Genomic DNA, 20,875 nt, shown 5'->3' on the forward strand with positions numbered 1-20,875 from the left:
TTTAAAAATGAATGAATTAATTACTTTCAATGGGAGGTCTATCTTGAAAAAGATAGGGGCTTTGTTTGCTTTATTTCGGAGCATTCAACTTTCTCAAAAACTATCATTTCTTGTGCTAACTTTTCTTTTCTCATTTTCTACAATGAATGCTCAGGAGTATGGAGTAGAAGTTGAAAATGGTACTGGAACAATCTATTTTGAAGATCAAGGATGGACTGGTGGATGGAATTATATCTGCTTGGGGAGCGACTGTAATGCTGGTGAAAAATTAGGTTCAAGATGGGTGCGAGAAGTACCTGGGTTGATAGTTGGACAAACTTATACCATCCAACTAAAGATTCAAGACAATGTAAACGGACAGTATATTTCACCTGAATATACCGTTACGGCTGTTGCGAAAGGTGATTCTTCTAACCCCGATCCAATTCCAACATGTGATGATGGTATCCAAAATGGAGATGAAACAGGAGTGGATTGTGGCGGTTCTTGTGCACCATGTCAGGTCACACCACCACCGGTTACTTCTAGAAAAGTAGAAGTAGAAATGGCTACTGTTTTAGGTGGAGCGTCTATATATGATGATACATCTGCATCGAATGGAAAAGGAATAGCTTATATCTCTTCGCAAGGAGCAGGTTTTTCTATTGCCAATACCCCGTCAGCTTCTTCGGTTGAAATCGTTTATGCATCCGAATTAGAAGGAGAAATTTCTATTTTTATTGATGGTGTAGATCAAGGGAATATACCTTTTACAAGTACAGGTGGTTGGGTTGGTACTTATCAGACCGCTACTTATACTATTGATATACAGCAGGGATCTACCTTTGAAATGATTTTTCAAACTGGAGATGCAGCACTCAATGTTGATTATGTCAATTTTGTAGGAGAAGCCGGTGAGCCTTTACCATGTACTGGGTTGAACAGTCCATCTTCTATTTTTAATGGAGTAGCTACTACGAATGAAACTTCGGATGGAGCACTTGATGGAACGGTAACGTTTAGTTTTGATAATGTAACAAACGATTACGATAGCATCACCTTTATTTTAGGAAGTACTTCTTATACTACTGCATTAAGTGATCAGACACTTTTAATTCAAAATATTGCCGCAGGTGATTACCCTGTATCCATTCAATGGAGTAATGGAGATTGTACCTCAGATTTGGGAACTGTTAAAGTTGGATCATGTGAAAATGGAGTAAGAGATGGCAATGAAACGCAAACAGATTGTGGAGGTATTTGTCCTGCATGTACCGATGAACCTCTTCCCACTGAAAACCTTGTAATTTCTGTAGCAATTTCTCCTACACATGGAGAGTATCTTGTAGCTCAATATGGTGAAGCTCCTCCAATGACGATTTATACATGGACCAATGATAATTCTGAGTTTACAAATTGCACAGGAGGTTGTGCTGAAAACTGGCCTTATGTCGTTACTGATACGAAAGCAAACGTAGTTTTACCCTCTACTTTGCCTTCAGGTTTAACAGGAGAGTTTGGTTTAAGTGGTACTTGTGATGGTCAACTTCAATTAACTTTTGATGGAAATCCATTGTATTACTATGTTGGGGACAATGTTGAAGGTGATGTGAACGGAGATGGAGCAGGTAATGAGTGGTTTATCGTCAAAGAAGTGGCAACAAATACTTGTTCAGATGGTATCCAAAATGGAGATGAGACAGGGGTTGATTGTGGCGGTTCATGTACACCTTGTTCATCAGGTTCTGGACAAGGATCATGTAGTGACTTTGGTTTAACAATCATTGATGGACAAGGTATTTTATACTACAACGAAGATTTAGGTTCTGCATCTTACCTTTGTTTAAATGGACAATGTTACCCGCCAGATGCTCAAGAGGATGGGTATTACAAGCGATTCGTAACTATTTCAACGAATACCGATTATACTATCAAAGTTCAAGGAAGTAATGAGCAAGAAAAAGTAGCTCAGGTAGCACAATGTTATTTTGTACCAACCTGTAATGATGGTATTCAAAATGGAGATGAAATGGGTGTTGACTGTGGCGGTAGTTGTGGTGATTGCCCAACGTGTGAAGATGGTATTCAAAACGGAGACGAGACTGGTGTAGATTGTGGTGGGGCCAATTGCATTTCATGTGAAGAAGTTTGTAATGGAACTCCCAACCCCAATGCAACACTTCAAAAGACCAATGAATCGGTTGAGAATTTAGCAGATGGTACGATTACCTTTGTTTATGAAGATGTATTAGGTAGAGAAGTTTTAGAATTTTCAATTGACGGTGGACAGACTTATCCTTATGCTAGAAATGATAATTCAGAGTGGTTTACGGTAGCTGATCTTGCTCCTGGTACTTACCCAATTAAGGTGAGATGGGGGAACGGTGGCGACTGTCCTATTGATTTGGGTGAGATCACAATTCTTGAAGGTGGTGCAGCACCAACTTGTTCTGATGGTATTTTGAATCAAGGAGAAACAAGAGTGGATTGTGGAGGCCCTTGTCAAGAATGTGGTGACGATCCATGTGGTGATATTCCATTGGTATTGTATCCTTCTCCAGCCTTACCTACTCCAGTGATAGGGGTAGCACCAGGTACTCATGGTTATACTTTTGATTTAGCAGAAGATTATTCTACGGTATCAGTAAGTTATGGTCAAACTATTGGTATTCAAGCTGGAGGAGATCCTGATTTTGAGTTTTTCTGTTCATGTAATCAGATCGAGTTTGAAGGAATAAAACTTAACGAAACAGGAGAAGTTCCTTCAAAATGTAAAGATGCTGGTAATTTTTACTACTTCTTTAGATATAAGAAACAAGGTTATATGACAGATGATCCTGGTGATCAATACATGTACTCTTCGTTATTTACAACCGAAGGGGAGAGAATTGATCCAAGAACTCGTCCAACGATATCATCCATAGGTGCCAATTGGATGCGATTCAGACACCCTCATGCTTATGATGGAATCACTGAAGCTATCTTTGATGCAGTACACAATGCAGATCAATTACGTTACTTAGACCGTTACGAAACGATCATCACAGACGGCCCTGATAATTTAAGAATTGACCCTCAATTGACTTCTGCGAATGGTACTTTCCATCCACATGCAGGAGCTGACGTTACGGTAGTTCGTATCGACATTTTAGATATTGGCGATTCTCCAGCACCAAGATATGCAACAACTGTTGGAGGTGTTTCAGGAACAACCTATGCTGACCTTGGCCCAGGCTATAATTATGGTAATATGGTCAATTATGAAATCACGGCTGTTGCTGGAGGAAGTGGTGCCCAGACATATAATACCCTTCAAAATTACTTTATTGGTCAGGGTTTCAATACGCTTGGAGATCCTCGATTGGCTTCAGCAGGTAAGGCATCTACTTTAATGATACTACCAAGTTTACAAACGGCAGGATTCAATGAAAGAAACTATAATCTAGAAAGAGACGCCATTTTCACACAACATTCAATTACGGTAGAAAGTGAAGATGATGTGGATGATTTCTTAGAGGGGCATCACTTGTTCCACGGTGTAGTCCATAGAAGTGAAGCTGGCGGTTATAATCAATATCAGGTGGATTTAGGAGAAGCAAAGATCGGGTCTACAACTTGTGGTACATGTCACTTTAGAGATGGTAGAGGTCCAGAAGTGATTCAAACTCCAAGAGGTCCACGTTTACCACCAGCGGTTTATGGTGTTGGTTTCTTACAGTGGATTGCAGGTGCGGAAGTTGGATTAAGATGGGATGGAGGAGTTGAAACAGTAGAGGAGCAAACTCGCAATGCCTTGATTGAGGACCATGGAATTGACCCTGATACGGATATTTCTCAAGAAGACTTAGAAGAAATCATTGCATACACCAAATTCCTAACGGTTCCAACGCGTAGTGCCAACTCTTACAATATACCAGGGGTGGTAGAAGGTGAATTGGCCTTTAATCAGGTAGGTTGTGCATCTTGTCACCAAGTCGCACAAAAAACAAGAAGCGATGCTCCTAAGGAATTCAGAGATATTGTAATTCGCCCTTATACTGATATGAAGTTACATAATGTCAACAATGGTAATTTCAGAACACCAGCACTTTGGGGAATTGGTAGAAACATTGATTTACTGGAAAGAAATGGACATCCAACTTTATTTATGCATGATGGATCTGCAAGTTCTCTTGAAGAAGCGATACAGAAACACGGTGGAGATGCTTCGGGTGTAAGAGCTGTATACAATGCTCTTTCTGAAGAAGAAAAAAGTAACATCGTCAAATTTATTAAGACGCTTTAAAATCAATAATGAAGGGTAGCACCTTAGCTACTCTTCGTTCCAAAAAGTATAAAAATGAAGAAATTAGTAACAACAATACTACTCATTTTAGGAAGTTGTATTGGTGTATTTGCACAGCAAAATGTAGCAAATATAACAGTGAAATGTCCTCCTTGCCGACCAATAGCAAGTTGTGATCAATGTTTTGAGACCCAGGCTCAAGCAGCAGCAAGTTGTAATTCAAATGCAAGAATTAATACTCAAAACTTGGTGGAAAGTTTGCCTTCACTAGGGGTTAATATCTTTCCTAACCCAAGTAAAAATGGAATTTTTACGGTGGAAGGTAATACGCCATTAAGTGGTACCATTCAACTCTTTTCACCCATTGGTACTTTAATTCAGGAATTTAGTGTGTCAGAGTCTAAGTCCTTCGTGATGGGACAAAAGTTAGAGCTGACAACAGGTATTTATATATTGTTATACACTGATAAAAGCGGTAGATCAATTTCGAAACGCGTAATTGTAGATTACCAAGATTAACGAATTTATTTGAGTGTAGTACGCTGTAAACTATATTTTCGAATATTTATGGCATTTAGAAATCAGGAGATTTCTGTTGATCTGTAGGACACGAATGAGGCTATCGCTTAACATTCGCGCCAGTGGTCTTTCTACTCCATTCGTTAGGTAGTACTTCCTTTTGCCTTCAAAGCCTAGATTTTTTGCTTCGTTTTTCATCAATGGAAAAATGAAGAAGAAAGAAGCTTGAAAGTAGAGCCTATAAATGTTTGTAGAAATGTTGTTTAAAATTTAACGAAAACTTAGTTTACAATGTAGTTATGTCTCAAATAAAAATTAGATGAATTTTCAGATTGAAAATCCGAACGTTAAAGAGGCATCTTTTTTAGGATGTCTCTTTTTTTTTGTTCCCTTTTCAGTAACGAAAAAAGAAGAAATAAGCTTGGAAATAGCCACTGTAAAGTCTTTCAGAAATATAGATTGAAAGGTAACAAAGGTTCACTTTAAAGGGTGCTGCTTTGTTTTAATTCATTTTCTAAAACACCACTTGGAATCTTTGGATTTGAGATATAAAACTTCAATTCATAGTTTTCTTCAAGGTATTCTTTAATGAAAAGAGGAACATCCTGTAAGTAGATCTTATGTGAAATATTATCTCGATTATTGTCTTTTTTAAATTTAGTGAAAGTCTTAATGACCTCTTCCTTTGTATTTTTTTCTTTAGCCAATCTTCCATTCAAGAATAATATCTGCTCTACAATTTTGAGGGCTTTTTTTGAATTTTCTTTATCACTCTTAAGGTTAATACTACCATTACAGGCAATCCTTATTTTTTCGATTTGCTGTATATAATAGTAAAAGTCTTTTTGGGTATTGTCAGAGAGTTCATTGATTTCAGTTTCTAATTTCTTGATTTTTGAGTTCTTCAGATTAATTAAACTGTCTAACTTTTCACCTTTATGAATCAAATCAAGAAATGAATTTTGATCTAATAAAGTCTGATCTGATTTCTCTACGGATGTTTCACTATAAAAAAGTTCAGGAATAGTATTTTCACCTGAAAAATCTTGATTATTAAAAAGTAAAACAACTGCGGCTACAACTTCAAGAATTAATGCAGAAAACAAAGGTGTCAAGTATTTTTCACGTATTCCTTTGATGATATTTGTAATACCTAAAAGGGTAACGACTGCCGTTAAAGTAAAAATTGAGATGAAAACGAAAAACAAAATGTTTGCCTTCATAAGATTGAATATTAATTAGTTTGTTCTTTGAATAATAGAAGTTCTAAATCAAAATTACAGTCACGATTTCTTATGGTTTTTGGAATTGTATCAATTAAGAAATGATAGAGTAATAATGTATTTGAAGCTTAATTTAGAGCTTGATGCGTTAAAATTAACATTATCCAGACAACATTACAACTCATCATAATTACATTTTGAGTAAAGTAAAAAGAGAGTATAGTTCAATTTGTTAGATCTTTCCCTAAAAGAACAGTGAAATTACTTCAAATCCACTTCAAAGAAGTAACAGCAATTCCATGAAAAATGAGAGCGGTATACTCTTAGTGAAGCATTGATGCAGTATCAGAAACTTAATTTTAAAGCTTGGAAACAACTTCATTACGTCAAAAGTGCTCTATTTGAAGAATACCTTTCTGTAACTCTAGTAGTACTTAAATATTATAGCATTCAATACGCATTCCCTAAGTTTGAGTTATAAATGAGTCTCGAAGCTCATCTAGCTATGAAATACTGAAATCCCTCTTTCACCGGGTTTCATATTTGATTTTTAAATGAAATGAAATAACTAAAATTGAAATGAAAAGACTAACGTTACTAATCTTAACTACAATTGTAGTATTGGGATCGTATGCTCAAAACTGTCCACCATCACACCCTTATGAAGCATGTGGCAGATGTTGGGAAAATGCAGCCCAAGCTCAAGCAGGAGGATGTGAGGAAACCAACGATCCAACTTCCCCTCCCAATGCACCGTCCAATTTGGTGTCCACTTCAGTTACAACATCTTCAGTAAGTATTCAGTGGAATGACAACAGTACAGATGAAGAAGGTTTTGAAGTTTACAGAAATAACAATTTAGTGGCTACTGTTGGTGCTAATGTAACTTCTTACAACAGTCAAAACTTGTCAAGTAATACCACTTATACATTTGAAGTTTTGGCCTTTAATGGAACCTTGAAGTCCTCAGCTACAAGTCCTCTTCAAATCACAACAGAGGAAGATATTCCTTCTGATGAATTAGGAAATGTTGCATTGTCTTCAAGAAACCAAGGAAATGGTTGGGTCATTGAATGGAACAGTGTGAATAACGCCACTTCTTATTCATTGAACATTACAACTAAAGAAGGGAATACGGAACTCTCTAATGACGATCTGATTGTTACAGGTTTATCTTATTCAGAGGGTAATCCGGTTGAAGATAGAACTTACATCTATACTTTGACCGCTTCGAATGCTACAGACTCAAAGCAGTCTAATCTAGTTCAAAAAATTAGATCAAGCTGTAATGGATCAGCAGATGAACAAGGAAAAGTATCAGGGAAATTTACACCTAAGAACGGGAAAGTATTGATGTTCCTTGGACAAGACAACAACTCCGTAGATGAGTATGTCAACTCTGGGCAATTCCCTACAATTGGTGGTTTTACCAACTATACTAACATTTATGACTTTGCAGGTCTAGAATCGATTAATAATTACGGAAGCGGTGACATGTGTATCCAATGTGGTATTGACAAATACCCTTCAGCGGCTGTAGCAATTGGTTTATACATGGTAGAGGACAACGATGGAAAAGGTGAAGACCACCCGAATGGTTTAACGGACGTTGTCAATGGGGTTTACGATGCATCAATTGATAAATTCGCCAATTTTGCGAAAGCTAACCCAACAACACCTTTCTTCCTTAGAATTGGTTATGAGTTTGATGGAACTTGGAACTTCTATGATCCTACAAAATACATCAATGCGTACCGTTATTTGGTGGATCGATTAAATGCTCAAAATGTAGAAAATGTAGCTTATGTATGGCAATCAGCAGCTTATGGGTTTACTTATAATTCTAACCCAATAGATGCATGGTACCCTGGGGATGAGTATGTAGATTATATTGGTTTATCATTTTTCTTCTATGATGAAGGATTTAATGGGCCAAACCTTCAATTCCTATTGGATATGGCTAGAAACAAGCAAAAGCCAATCATGATGGCGGAGGTTTCAGCACAGTATTATGATTTTGATGAAAATACATTTACGACTTATGATAATCCTGGCTTAAAAACACCAATGACAGGAGAAGCAATGTGGCAACAGTATTTTGAAGATCAATTGAAACCCTTTATTGAAGGAAACGAAGATGTGATCAGAGCCATTTCGTATATCAATGCAGATTGGCAATCACAAGAGCAATGGATGTGGCCAGATGCAGGCAATGGATATTGGGGAGATACGAGAGTACAACAAAATCCTTACATCGCTCAACAGTGGAATACTTGGATCACTTCGGGGCAATTCCAAAATGGAGATCCCAATTTATATCAGATTCTAACCACTGGCGGTTGTGGAGACGATACACCTCCAGATGATGATAATCCGCCAGTAGAAGGGGTGCTGCCAGGTGTACCATCAAATATTGCTGCCACTAGCAATTCATCTTCATCTATTTCAGTGAGTTGGTCAGCAGCAACTGACGCTGAGCGCTACGTTGTAAAATATGGCCTTTCATCAGGAAATTATACAGATTCCCTAACGGTTACTTCCACTTCAACAACAATCAACAACCTTCAAGCAGAAACGAATTATTATGTGAATGTGTACGCGATTAATGCAGAAGGCTCTGGAGACCTGGGTACAGAGACTTCTGCTACTACACAAGCAGCACCGGTTTTAGGCGATAAAATTGAAGGTAAGTTTACGCCTAAAAATGGAAAAACAATGTTGGCAATCGGACAGGATTTAGCAGCAATGTCGGGTTACAGAGAAGGGGAGATGCCAGAGCCGGCAGCGGCAGTAGCTTATGTTTCTTTCTTTATGCTAACACAAGATAATTATGGTATCAACTATGGTGCGACTGGCATGGACAATGATGGCAATTTCACTGGAGTGGATACAGATTGGGGATCAGGACCGTTAAACGCATCAAGTACAGCTTTAGGTTGGGATCAATCGGCTTTGATTATTGCGATGTCCATCACTGAAAACTGGAACTTGAATGGTCTACAAGGTATTGCGAGCGGGCAATATGAACAGTATATCGATAAATTGGCTTTATTCTGTAATACTTTCTCTGAGAAGAAGATTTACCTGAGAATCGGTTATGAATTTGATGGACGTTGGAATTCTCAAGAAACAGCAGGTGGTAACTATCCGGCAGGGTATCACAAACAAGAAGAATACAAAGCGGCTTGGCGTCATATTGTAGACGGGATGAATGCAAGAGGAGTAAACAATGTTGCTTATGTATGGCAGTCGTCTACATCGCCAGTTGATGATGTATTGGATGGATATTTTGGCAATAATGGTGACCTAGCAGCTGCAAGAGAAGACATTTCAGGTTGGTACCCTGGAGATGACTATGTAGATTGGTGTGGTATCTCATGGTTTATTTCTCCAACAGAAGCTTCTAATTACTTTGGTTTTGATGATGTTCCTAATCTACCAAATCAAGATGATTTAGCAGATGAAATGTTAGCTTTTGCAAGAGAGCATAACAAGCCGGTGATGATTGCCGAATCGACACCTCAAGGATATGATTTTGAAATTTCAGAGTTTGATCCAACACCAAGTATGATTTCAAGAGCAGCAACAGGTTATACTTACGAAGGGGCTAAGACTTTATTTACAGAAGGACTAAGTGCGGCAGAAGAACAGTTTGCTCCAGGGACATGGTTTGGTAACTATGAGGCACAAGAAGCTTGGGATAGATGGTTCACGCCTTTCTTAGACTATATCCATAATAATGAGGACGTGATTAGATCGGTTACTTATATCAATGCCAATTGGAACACTCAAGCCAAATGGGCAAGTCCTTACAATGAAGGTTATTGGGGTGATACACGTATTGAGTCTAATCCAGCCATTAAAGCATTATGGTTAGAGGAAACAAATTCTGATTTCTGGTTATTAGGTAGTCCATCTATTGCGAATGATTTGTACGATGGAGCAAGTAATGCTAGAGTTTTAGGCGTTGATGAAAACGAAATAGTACAAAACACAACTGTTGTTCTTTATCCAAATCCAGTAAAAAACACTTTAAATATCAAGGGCTTAAATGAAGTACCTACACTGCAATTGTACTCTACACAAGGGGTATTATTGATGGAAAAAGAAGGTTTTTCAATGGATGTTTCAAAATTGACTAGAGGACTTTATGTCTTAAAAATCAATGATCAGTTGATGAAAAAGGTAATAATTGAATAATTCAATTGTGAAGTACATACTGAAAAATTTTAAGTACTGATTATGAAATTAGTACTTGAACTCTCCATACTCATCACTTGTATGGAGAGTTTTTTCTCTATATCTTAAAAAGAATTTTTTATTTGTGTACTCAAGATTTTCGATTATCAATTATAAGTTTTTCGAAGCATTGTGATCTAATAAGAACCAATTTGATTAACTTACTTCACTGGCTATGAAATATTTTTTATTAACAATTAGTGTTATTTTCTTTTCACTTCCTCTTTTTTCAAAATCAATAAACCCTATTGATGGCGTACCTATCATTACCAAAATTCCATCCTCTGTTTATAGAGCCGGGTCTCAAAATTGGTCTATTACTCAGGGGAATAAAGGCTTTATGTACTTCGCCAATAACTTTGGATTATTAGAATTTGATGGGAAAAATTGGAACACTTATAAACTAAACCAAGCCAATAGTAATTTACTTTGTGTAAGAGCCATTGGTAAAAGAATTTATCTGGGAGGGCAGAAGGAATTTGGATATTTCGAGGCGGATTCCCTTAATGAACTTCGTTACAATTCTCTTTCAGATGTATTACCACAAGACATAGAGTTTGATGAAGTCTGGAATATTTACAGCGGAAAGGAAAATGAGATTTACTTTATCTCGCACGACTTCATATTCTACTACGACCACACAAGAGTAACGGCTATTCAGACCAAGGAAGCTACACGTTATTCTTTTTTTATAGATGAATTTATTTACTCCTCTAGTGCTCAATTTGGTATTGAGAAGTTTATTCCTTTATCACAACAAAGAATAAAACTAACGAATGCTTCTTTCTTAAAAGGTAAAAATATTCGAAAAGTATTGAATTACTCTTCCAATAAACGTTTAATCTTCACTTTGGAAGGGGAAATCTATAAAGAGGAAAATAATATCATATCGCCTGTTGCTCAAAACTTATGGGAAGCGCTCAAAAATGCGATGATAAATACGGCTTTAATTTTACCAGAAGACAGAATTGCGATTGGTACTCAAAATGCTGGAATATTTATCATCAATGAGAAAGGCGAAAAACTAGATCACATTGTGACCGATCAAGGTTTGACGGATATTATTGTTTATGATCTATTCATTGATAAACAAGACAATTTATGGGTGGCTCACCGCAATGGTTTGTCGTATATAGAGCTTGAATCTCCTTTCAGAATGCTCAACAAATATGCGGGAATAGAAGGAGGTGGATATACGGCGTTCAAAGACAATGGAAAGGTTTATTTGGGGACATCCAACGGTTTGTATGAAAGTATTCAGGAGCCTGATGGTATCACTTATCATTCAGTAGAAGGAGGAAGAGGACAGTCTTATTTTGTAGAGAAAATTAATGAGGAGGTATTTTATGGTCAGCATTTAGGCTTATACAATATTAAAAACGGTAAAAGCCAATTGATCAATGATCGAATAGGGGCTTGGAATCTAATTGCTATAGACAATAACCGTTATTTACAAGGGGCATACAATGGTCTCTTTATTTTGACAAAAGAAAAAAACGGTTGGAAAAGGGAAAAACTAAAAGATTTTCATGAGTCATCGAGGTTAATGTCGCTCAATAAAAAAACAAATACACTTTGGATAAGCCATGGTTTTAAAGGAGTTTATAAACTGAAAATTGATTTCAAGACGAATAAGATGACAGAGCTAAAACACTATGGTCAATCAGAAGGATTTTATAGTAATGTTCTGATCAATTTATTTAAGATTAATGGTGAACTTGTTTTTTGTGGCGAAAGAGGCATTTTTAGTTATGATGAAGAACAGGATAGGTTCAAACTTCATGATCTGTATACCAATTTGTTAGGTACAAATGAGAGAGTATCTGCAATGTCCAGTGACTTTGCGGGTAATATCTATTTCATTCAAAAAGGAAAGGTCGGAATGATCAAAAATATATTAAGTAATTCCCCCATCATTGAAAGAAATATTTTTGGAAGAATTAATCACTTGGTAAGCGATGATTTGGAACAAATTATTCCTATTGATAAGGATCATGTGCTCATTACAGCCAAAGAAGGATTTATTGATTTTAACCCCAGATATCAAAGATCATTCATAGAAAAAGTGCCACTTTCAATCATCTCATTTAATAGTTCAGATGGATTAGAAGCCCAAAATGAGTACAATCCGCAGTACAAGGAACAGACCATTGAAATCCCCTATGATAGAAATACAATTGAAGTTGAATTTGTAGCCTCCTATTACGATGGAATGCATTTTAATGAGTATGAAACTTACCTTCAAGGTTTTGACAAGCAGCCTAATGAGTGGAGTAGTCAAAACCAAGTGAAATACACAAACCTCAAGGAAGGAGACTACACATTGATGGTAAAAGGTAAAAACATCTATGGGGAAGAAAGTGCAATGACAGCCATTAAATTCACGATACTTCCCCCTTGGAACAGAAGTATTTACGCTTATATCCTTTACGTACTATTAGTGGGTGTATTGGTGTTGGCTTTATTTCTTGCTTCTCGATGGTCATTTCTCAACAAAGTAAAAAGTGTATTAGGTGAAAAGCAATTGCAGCTTCACAACAAGGATATCGAAATTCAAGTGCTAAAAGAAAAGCAATTACAACAGGATCTAGAACATAAGAATAAAGAACTCGCATTAAGTACGGTGCATTTAACACAGCGTAATGAATTGCTCAGTAATTTAAAGGAGGATTTACAGAAAATTCTTGAACGTATTAATAAAGGCAACTTCTCAAAAGTACGCACTTATGATTCACTGGAGGTCATCATCAAAAAAATTGGAAAAGATATCAATGATGAAAAAGAATGGTCTCGTTTTGAGGAACACTTCAACTTGTTACACAGTGATTTTTTCAAAATATTAAAACAACAACATCCTAACCTCAACACACAAGAACTGAAAATTTGTGCTTATATCCGTATGAATATGTCTTCAAAAGAAATGGCAACAGCCTTAAATATCTCTTTAAGAGGCGTTGAAACATCACGTTATCGTTTAAGGAAGAAATTGAATTTGGATAGGCATGAAAACCTAACAGATTTTATAGAAAATATCACCAAATAATAGTCTAAGGTACAGTGCTGTAGGGGCGTTGCATTGCAACGCCCTTGCGAACCACAACACATATTACCTACTCTTTTCTCATAAAAATGGATGATAATCTGTGATATAATAGTTTTGCAAATAATGGAATGCAGGCGCTAACACAGAAGTCAATACCTCATCATCATCCAAAGGCAGATAGACTTTTGAAGCTTCAACTTTTCCATTCCCTTTTAGCAAATAATGATATTTCACTTTGTGTTGTACCAGGTCAAATAAATTGCTCATTGTGTGATCTTCAGACTTACAACTCAGTTGAGCGGGTATACTGAGAAATATATTTTTCAATTCCTCATTGACCAACAATTCATCATATAAAGCTAATAAGGCGATTTGTTCATACAGTGTACCTTTTCCCATTCTCCATTTCGGATCAGGATTTTCATCTTCCAAGCTATTATTAATCGAAAAATCGGTTTTGGTATCAATATTAACCAAAGTATAAAGTGAATCGATGTGGTGAGGTATGTTGTTCAAATCAAAATGCTTATGAGTGATTTGCCCAATATTGATATCTTTTTCCATTTGAGCAGTCAGCAACAATAACGGAAGCACTATCTTTTGGTAGTTCTCATTTTGTCGCATTCTAATATAGATACCTTTAGCGGTAGATGCTCCAATAAAGTGGTTTGAGGTGATCAGTTCAGCCCCAAAACGATTGTCTTTTATATTTCTTATTCCCCCAGAACGCAGCTTTTGTTCCTTATCCCAAAGTAGTAATTTGAGTCTTGGACTATTCGTCTCATGATCTTTAAATGCATTCATTTTTCGGAGGTACCTCATCGATAAAGCTTCACCATTTGGGCCTTTAGCCTCATTGTCCCCAAATACACCTTCCCAATGATTGCTTGTTCCCCAAAGTGGCTTAGGGTGAGCTTGACCATGACACCTAAAGCATTCTTGAGGAGCATCGTGTACTTTGATTTTAGCTTGTGTAAAATCTACTTGAAAAAGCTCCCAATTTCCTGTTTGCTCATTCAGTTCAATCCCATCAACCTTCTGATAAGTGGGGTCATCTAACTTGGAACTGATATTGAAAAGTAGGTGTCCATCACTGCCAAACATGACGATGCGAGGATAATCTAAGTTGGCTTCTCCCAAGGCTTTTGTATGTTCTACAAGCGAGAAGTTTTTACGATATACCTCTGGTAGTTTTAACATGAGATCTTCAACAGAAGAGATTTCCTTCTCCTGTACCCATTGTTTAATATCGCTTAAATGAATTTGTTGATGTGCATTATATTTTTCTTCAGAAAGGACACATTCTTCGTTCAAGCGTTCCTTCATTGTGTTTTTTTGTACTTGACAACCCAAAATGAGAAGTGAAGTCAATCCTAGTAATAATTCCTTTTTCATACAACCCAATTTAGTAGGATTCTTTAAGAAAAAAGACCAAATAAATACTGTTCAAAACGATGACGTATTTATTTTTGAAATTTTACTCCAAAAATAAATTATAGATTCTTTGGAGTAAGTATGAATAACTTATTTTATTTTGTAAAATTCTGTAAACCAGTGTTTTGTTTTTTGTTGGGTGTATGTATGAAGTAGAAAATAAGATTGATTTGTGAAGTTTCTATAAAATGATGAAGTAGCGGTAAATTTAGTTTCTCTGTTTTTGACTACTTATTTCGAGATAAGTTTTAGGGCTGATATTCAGCGTTATTACTGATCTCAAACTTAAATTGAAATGAAATGAAAACAGTAAATTTAATTCTACTACTACTATTCTCAATGTCGATTACAGGATGTCTAACTGACCACCAAGGCGAAATCGATGAAACTGCCTCTAACTACAGAGTAAGTTGCCCTCCTTCTCATCCTTTTGTAGCGTGCGATCAATGTTGGGAAAGCCAAGCACAAGCACAGTCTGCTGGATGTACAGATACGGGGTCAACAGATGAATCAACAGCCGACGATACTACTCCAGCTTCAAGTAACTGTCCTGCATCTCACCCTTATGAAGCATGTGGACAATGTTGGGCAGATCAAGTACAAGCATTTAGTGCCGGCTGTACAGAAACTCCTCAGGAAGGAGACGATACAGCAAATGGTGGTAACGAAGGAAGTGGTAACCTTAATCCAGATAATACCACTTGTGTTACACCTGTTGGTAATGGAAATGACGGCTGTCTAAATTCAGATGGTTACTTTGTTTCTCGTGATGGAGTGGTAAGTGATCCAGAAAATGCTCGTTTAGCAATCCTTGATATCGAAGTGAACTTGGGTATTGATATTGATGATGAGTTTATTGAAAAATGTGGTTATCAAGGTACAGTGCCATCAATCAATCCGTCTATTACTGCTGCAGATGCTAAGATTTACTTTAAAGCATTAATTGGTGAACAGAAAGCACAATGGTTGATTGAAGATTTGGATACAAATGGTGATGGCATCTTGACAAGAAACGAGGCTAGCCAAGCTAAAGGATCTGATCCAAGACAGGTGTTAAGAACAGGTTTTGGTCAAGAAAATGGTTTAGCCACAGACGATATTCTCGCATACATTGGTCTTTACCTCGGCGATGGTGCAATAGATAAATATGCTGGAGATTTATTACCAGAAGTACAAGACAACTTAGCCAAATTTACTAGAACTTGGCAGCCAGAGGTAATGAATTCAAATGGACGTTACAGAAACTAACTACTCCTCATCGGTAGGGTCATTAATCATAATACTTTAGATGTGACCTAGAACGAAATTCACAATCTATCATTATAATACCTTAATTGTTCTGCAATTAGGGTATTTTTTTTCTTCAAAGTTTGGAATTATCATATTAATGTTCTAATGTTGTAGTGTAATAGTTAATTAGTACACTAAATAATTAATAAAATGATCAACATAAATAATCTAACATTCGGGTATTCTCGAAGAAAAATATTATACGATAACCTTGAATTAGAATTAAAAGAAGGAAATATATATGGTTTATTAGGTGAAAATGGAGCAGGTAAATCGACTTTATTGATGTTGATTGCCGGTTTAAAAAGACCACATTATGGAACGGTGGAAGTAGGAGGTCATTATGCTTCTGATGCTTCACCTGAGTTTTTAAGAGAGGTTTTCTTTATTCCAGAAGAGATGACCTTCCCCAATATTTCTATAGAAAGTTATGTAGGGGTTTTAGCTCCTTTTTATCCAAAATTTGACCATACAGCATTTTTTGAAATGATTTCAGAATTTGGTCTAACACCAGATATGACACTTCATAATATGTCTTATGGTCAGAAGAAAAAAGCATTAATATCATTAGGCCTAGCAAGTAATACACGTTTGCTTTTGATGGATGAACCTACAAACGGTTTAGATATTCCATCGAAAAGTCAGTTTAGAAAGTTAGTTGCAAAATATATGTCAGATGATAGAGTTTTTCTTATTTCTACCCATCAAGTGAGAGATTTGGAGAGTTTGATAGATCCTATTGTGATTGTAGATAGTGGAAAAGTTGTGTTCAATGAAACATTAGATAGCATTACAGAAAAACTCCTTTTTACTACCGCTGATAAGGTGTTGAGTGAAGACGTTATTTATTTAGAAAAAGGTATTGCAGAAGATAAGGTGGTGGCCAAGAATACTTCAGGTGATGTCAGCAGAGTAAACCTTGAATTATTATTCAATGCCGTTTTAAGTGAAAAAACAGTAATGGTAGAAGCGTTGTCAAATTAATTAAAACTAACAATCATCATGGAATCTAAAATAAATATCAGAAGAATCACTCATCTTTTAAAGTATGAGTTGGTATTATCAAAACAGCCTTTATTAATAGGAATTTTAGGTGTTGTTGCCTTTATATTAGCCATCAGTGCTATGGCAAGCAGTGTAGAACCTAAAGGATTGGTAAGAGTCAGTACAATGGAAAGTATATACCCTCTACTTTTTGGTTTAGGTGGAGCAGTTGTAACTAGTTTTTCATTTCATAGAATTTCCACAAAAGGTGGAGCTTTGAATTATCTATCTCTACCAGCTTCTCGTGAAGAAAAGTTTTTAGTGATCTTTTTAAGCACTGCATTAATTTACCCATTAGGTGTAACATTAGTTTTTGTAATTGGTCAGCTTATCGCAAAATTAGGCTGGACAGTGACAGGAGGAGAGTTCCAGATGTACAATCCTTTTCTTATCACTGATACAAACCTAATCAAGAATGTAACCTTGGTCTATTTTACAATGCACTCATTCTACTTCTTGGGTTCAATTTTATTCAAAAAGTATTCATTCTTAAAATCTACCGTAGCCTTCTTTGTCTTAGCATTTGTATTTTGGCTAGTAGTGGCAATTGGTTTGGTAGCATTAGTTGGAGCGGCGGCAGATCAAAACATGTTTACTTTCGAGTTTAATGATCAAATGATACAAGAGCGATTAGGATATGTAGTTCAAGTAGTAGTTGTTTCCTTTATTTTAGGATTATGGGGGTTATCATTTTTGAAATTTAAAAAGAAGGAGGTTTAATATGGAATTTACCAGCAATAAGGCAATTTATCTACAGATAATGGATCTCATTTGCGAAAAGGTATTGAAAGGAACTTGGGGAGAGGGGGAGAAAATTCCTTCAGTGAGGCAGTTGGCTGTAGAGTTGGAGGTAAACCCAAACACAGTGGCAAGATCTTACTCTTCTCTTCAAGATGACGGCATTATCTTTAACAAAAGAGGAATAGGCTACTTTATAGCAGAAGAAGCATCGAAAATGGTTCAAAACGTAGAGAAATCGGCATTTATGAAAGACGATGTACCTACATTTTTCAAGAAGATTCAACTATTAGGCATCTCTTGGAACGAACTATCAGAATTATATCAACAATACGAACAACAATAAGTTTTCTACTAGTGTCAAATCAAGAAAACAAAGTGTCAAATTAAAAACTAACTCACTATCAAGGCCTGCTCATCTCAAAATGGGTGGGCTTTATTATTATATATTGATGGATTTTTACCGCAAACTTCCAATCAATTATTCTGCAGGCTTTTGTGTCCTACTTTCTAGCATCCTTCTTCTTCATTTTTCCATTGATGAAAAACGAAGCAAAAAATCTAGGCTTAGAAATCAAAAATTGGAGGCTGAAGAAATTTTATGGTATTGAATAGAAAACAAATAGTGATTTCAAATGGTTATCATCACGAAGCATAAAAGATTATATTAAGCTATTAATACACCTTACAAATTTTGTTTGTAAGGTGTTTTTGATATTAAGGTATTTAGATGCTTTTATGCAAAGGTTTTTGAAGTGTTTGCTAGTATCCATAAACGCTCTCTTGAGGAAGTAAAGCCTTTGCTGTATCAATTTCGTTATTCATAACAAGCTGATGGATTGTTCTACACTGCTCTGAAATATCCTTAATTTCAACAATCCATTCATTCACATATTTAAGTACAGCTTCTCCAGAAAGCCCCACTTGAATGGCTCTATACTCTAATTTATCTAAATTAATATTTCTCTCAGGGTCCCACTGAATTCGGACAGGAGCATTTTGAAGTTTTTGTTTCCATTCCTCTTTTGAAGTATGAATACTTGGGTCAAAATGTGAAATACAGGCATTGTGTATAGCCCATTCCCAGCCTTCACGCTTTATTTTGATGGCCAATACATGTTCTTGCCCTTCTTTTAGAGTCCACCCACAACGGTACATCATCCAGAGAAAGGAAGGTTTGATCCATGTCATTCGATCCAGTTTGAAAGGAGAAACAAACTTTTGATATTTCACTGCAGGAATTGCAATTTCTGGTCGATAAGCCTGATATACGGTAATAGTTTCTTGATCGAAAACGGCACGAACTTCTTTTTCTTTCATCCCGTAAAAATAGAAATAAATAGTAATACTGCTTAAAAACCCTCTTACAAAAAACATTTCGTAAGAGGGTAATGTATTGCTAAGCGTAATAAAAACGATCTAGTTATGTGCCGCTTTCGTTGCTTCTGTTTGCTGCATGATCATTTCAATGATTTGATCTACAGAGAAGGAAGCTGCTTTTTGTTTTGGAGGATATTTCACTAAAGTATTCATGAAAGCACCCACTTTATCTTGTGCCATGTACAAGTAAGGAACATGATCAAAATACCAATCCCAGTAAGCATTCGAGTCGATATCGGCTCTCTCATAAGGATCACGACGAAGGTTGAATATTTTTGGTAATCTTAGAGGAACGAAAGGCTCTGACCATACAGCCATTTGATGTGCTCTTTGTTCCATGAAAACTACTTTCCAGTCGTCCATACGGATGGCTGTCAACTGTGCATCATCATTGAAGTACAAGAATTCATGACGAGGCGATTCTTCTTTACCTGCCAAGTGATCTACTAAATCATAACCATCAAGGTGTGCTTTAAACTCTTTACCGTTGGCTTTCACACCACCTTTAAGTAAATCTTCTTTGATTGTTTCATTTCCAGCGTAGTGCAAGATGGTAGGTACCCAGTCTAAGTGAGAAACCATACCGTTAGAAACTTGACCAGCAGGGATGTGACCAGGATATTTTACGAAACAAGGTACACGGTAAGCACCTTCCCAGTTTGTGTTTTTCTCACCACGGAATGGAGTAACCGCAGCATCAGGCCATGAGTTGTAGTGAGGGCCATTGTCAGTAGAGTACATTACAAATGTATTTTCTTCTACACCTAACTCTTCAATAAAATCTAGCATCTGACCGATCACTTGGTCATGAGAAACCATCGCGTCTGCATAAATACCTTGACCGTTGGATAACCCTTTTTCGTCTTCATTAATATGCGTTCTGAAGTGCATACGTGTCGTGTTGAACCATACGAAGAAAGGAGTTTCGGCGTCTACTTGCGTTTTGATAAACTTCTGAGCCACTTCCATTACTTCAGTATCGATGGTTTCCATTCTTTTCTTTGTCAAAGGTCCCGTATCAGAAACACGACCGTCTGCATAAGAGTGAATGACACCTCTAGGACCAAATTTTTTCTTGAAAGCAGGGTCTTTAGGATAGTCAGGTAATTCTGGCTCTTCCTCTGCATTAAGGTGGTATAAGTTACCGAAAAATTCATCGAAACCGTGATTGGTAGGAAGGTCTACATCTCTGTCACCAAAGTGGTTTTTACCAAATTGTCCTGTAGCGTAACCTTGCGCTTTCATCAACTCCGCTAAAGTAGGAGTGTCATCAGTAAGGCCCTTTTCTGCACCAGGAAGACCTACTTTAGTCATACCTGTACGAATACCCGATTGTCCTGTGATAAATGATGAACGACCCGCTGTACACGATTGTTCTGCCATGTAGTCTGTAAAAGCAATTCCCTCTTCACCAATTCTATCAATATTTGGCGTCTTATAACCCATCATACCTCTGTTCCAGTAAGAAAGATTATACATCCCAATATCATCACCCCAAAGGATTAAGAAATTTGGTTTTTCTGGTGCTTTTTTGGCAAAAGCGGTCGACCCTGTTAAGCCGAATAAAACGGCCAAGGTTGTTAGTAATATATTTTTCATATCAATGTATAGTTGTAAATATAATTATGACTCTATATCAATAGAGTTGAGTACTTGTTATTACATTTCAAATATACGTTGTTTGATATTGAACAAGTTTTG

General features: G+C 36.6%; 12 protein-coding genes. 8 read left to right on the forward strand and 4 right to left on the reverse strand.

Annotation, left to right across the window (positions count from 1 at the left end; genetic code table 11):
* The first annotated feature begins 7 nt into the window (after positions 1-7).
* Together PL77_RS10750 and PL77_RS10755 are read left to right on the forward strand one after the other, a co-directional pair.
* The gene (locus tag PL77_RS10750; RefSeq protein ID WP_044204730.1) at positions 8-4,264 is read left to right on the forward strand and encodes a di-heme oxidoredictase family protein; all 4,257 of its coding nucleotides are present in this window, start codon (positions 8-10) and stop codon (positions 4,262-4,264) included.
* Positions 4,265-4,318: 54 nt separating this feature from the next.
* Entirely contained in the window at positions 4,319-4,783 is a 465-nt protein-coding gene (locus PL77_RS10755) for a T9SS type A sorting domain-containing protein (RefSeq protein WP_044204731.1), read from the forward strand.
* Positions 4,784-5,265: 482 nt separating this feature from the next.
* On the opposite strand, the gene PL77_RS10760 is transcribed toward PL77_RS10755, so the two are convergent.
* Positions 5,266-6,006, reverse strand: a complete 741-nt coding sequence (locus tag PL77_RS10760) for a hypothetical protein (RefSeq protein ID WP_044204733.1) — start codon at positions 6,004-6,006, stop codon at positions 5,266-5,268.
* Between the two features lie 579 nt (positions 6,007-6,585).
* On the opposite strand from PL77_RS10760, the gene PL77_RS10765 reads away from it, so the two are divergent.
* Positions 6,586-10,206 carry a fibronectin type III domain-containing protein gene (locus PL77_RS10765; RefSeq protein ID WP_044204735.1) on the forward strand — a complete coding sequence of 1,207 codons (3,621 nt, stop codon included), beginning with the start codon at positions 6,586-6,588 and terminating at the stop codon, positions 10,204-10,206.
* A 214-nt stretch (positions 10,207-10,420) separates the two neighbouring features.
* A complete protein-coding gene (locus PL77_RS10770) occupies positions 10,421-13,288 on the forward strand; it encodes a triple tyrosine motif-containing protein (protein ID WP_044204736.1) in 2,868 nt (955 codons plus the stop codon).
* Positions 13,289-13,366: 78 nt separating this feature from the next.
* Here the strand turns inward: PL77_RS10770 and PL77_RS10775 are convergent, their stop codons facing one another.
* Positions 13,367-14,683 (reverse strand): hypothetical protein, encoded by a 1,317-nt coding sequence (locus PL77_RS10775; RefSeq protein ID WP_044204738.1) that lies wholly within the window; start codon positions 14,681-14,683, stop codon positions 13,367-13,369.
* A gap of 339 nt (positions 14,684-15,022) precedes the next feature.
* Between PL77_RS10775 and PL77_RS10780 the strand changes: the two genes are divergently transcribed.
* From PL77_RS10780 to PL77_RS10795, 4 genes are all read left to right on the forward strand, one after another.
* Complete coding sequence (locus tag PL77_RS10780) at positions 15,023-15,970, forward strand: hypothetical protein (RefSeq protein ID WP_156152319.1); 948 nt, start codon at positions 15,023-15,025, stop codon at positions 15,968-15,970.
* A gap of 192 nt (positions 15,971-16,162) precedes the next feature.
* Complete coding sequence (locus PL77_RS10785; RefSeq protein ID WP_044204740.1) at positions 16,163-16,996, forward strand: ATP-binding cassette domain-containing protein; 834 nt, start codon at positions 16,163-16,165, stop codon at positions 16,994-16,996.
* Positions 16,997-17,014: 18 nt separating this feature from the next.
* Positions 17,015-17,776 carry a hypothetical protein gene (locus PL77_RS10790; protein WP_044204743.1) on the forward strand — a complete coding sequence of 254 codons (762 nt, stop codon included), beginning with the start codon at positions 17,015-17,017 and terminating at the stop codon, positions 17,774-17,776.
* 40 nt (positions 17,777-17,816) lie between these two features.
* The gene (locus PL77_RS10795; RefSeq protein ID WP_223241413.1) at positions 17,817-18,140 is read left to right on the forward strand and encodes a GntR family transcriptional regulator; all 324 of its coding nucleotides are present in this window, start codon (positions 17,817-17,819) and stop codon (positions 18,138-18,140) included.
* 416 nt (positions 18,141-18,556) lie between these two features.
* On the opposite strand, the gene PL77_RS10800 is transcribed toward PL77_RS10795, so the two are convergent.
* Both PL77_RS10800 and PL77_RS10805 read right to left on the reverse strand, forming a co-directional pair.
* Positions 18,557-19,114 (reverse strand): DUF4291 domain-containing protein, encoded by a 558-nt coding sequence (locus tag PL77_RS10800; protein WP_044204918.1) that lies wholly within the window; start codon positions 19,112-19,114, stop codon positions 18,557-18,559.
* A 99-nt stretch (positions 19,115-19,213) separates the two neighbouring features.
* Positions 19,214-20,773: an arylsulfatase gene (locus PL77_RS10805; protein ID WP_052444313.1), complete on the reverse strand. Its 1,560-nt coding sequence runs from the start codon at positions 20,771-20,773 to the stop codon at positions 19,214-19,216.
* Positions 20,774-20,875: the final 102 nt, after the last annotated feature.

Origin of the sequence: Flammeovirga sp. OC4 (assembly GCF_000812565.1) — a bacterium.
Lineage (GTDB): Bacteria > Bacteroidota > Bacteroidia > Cytophagales > Flammeovirgaceae > Flammeovirga.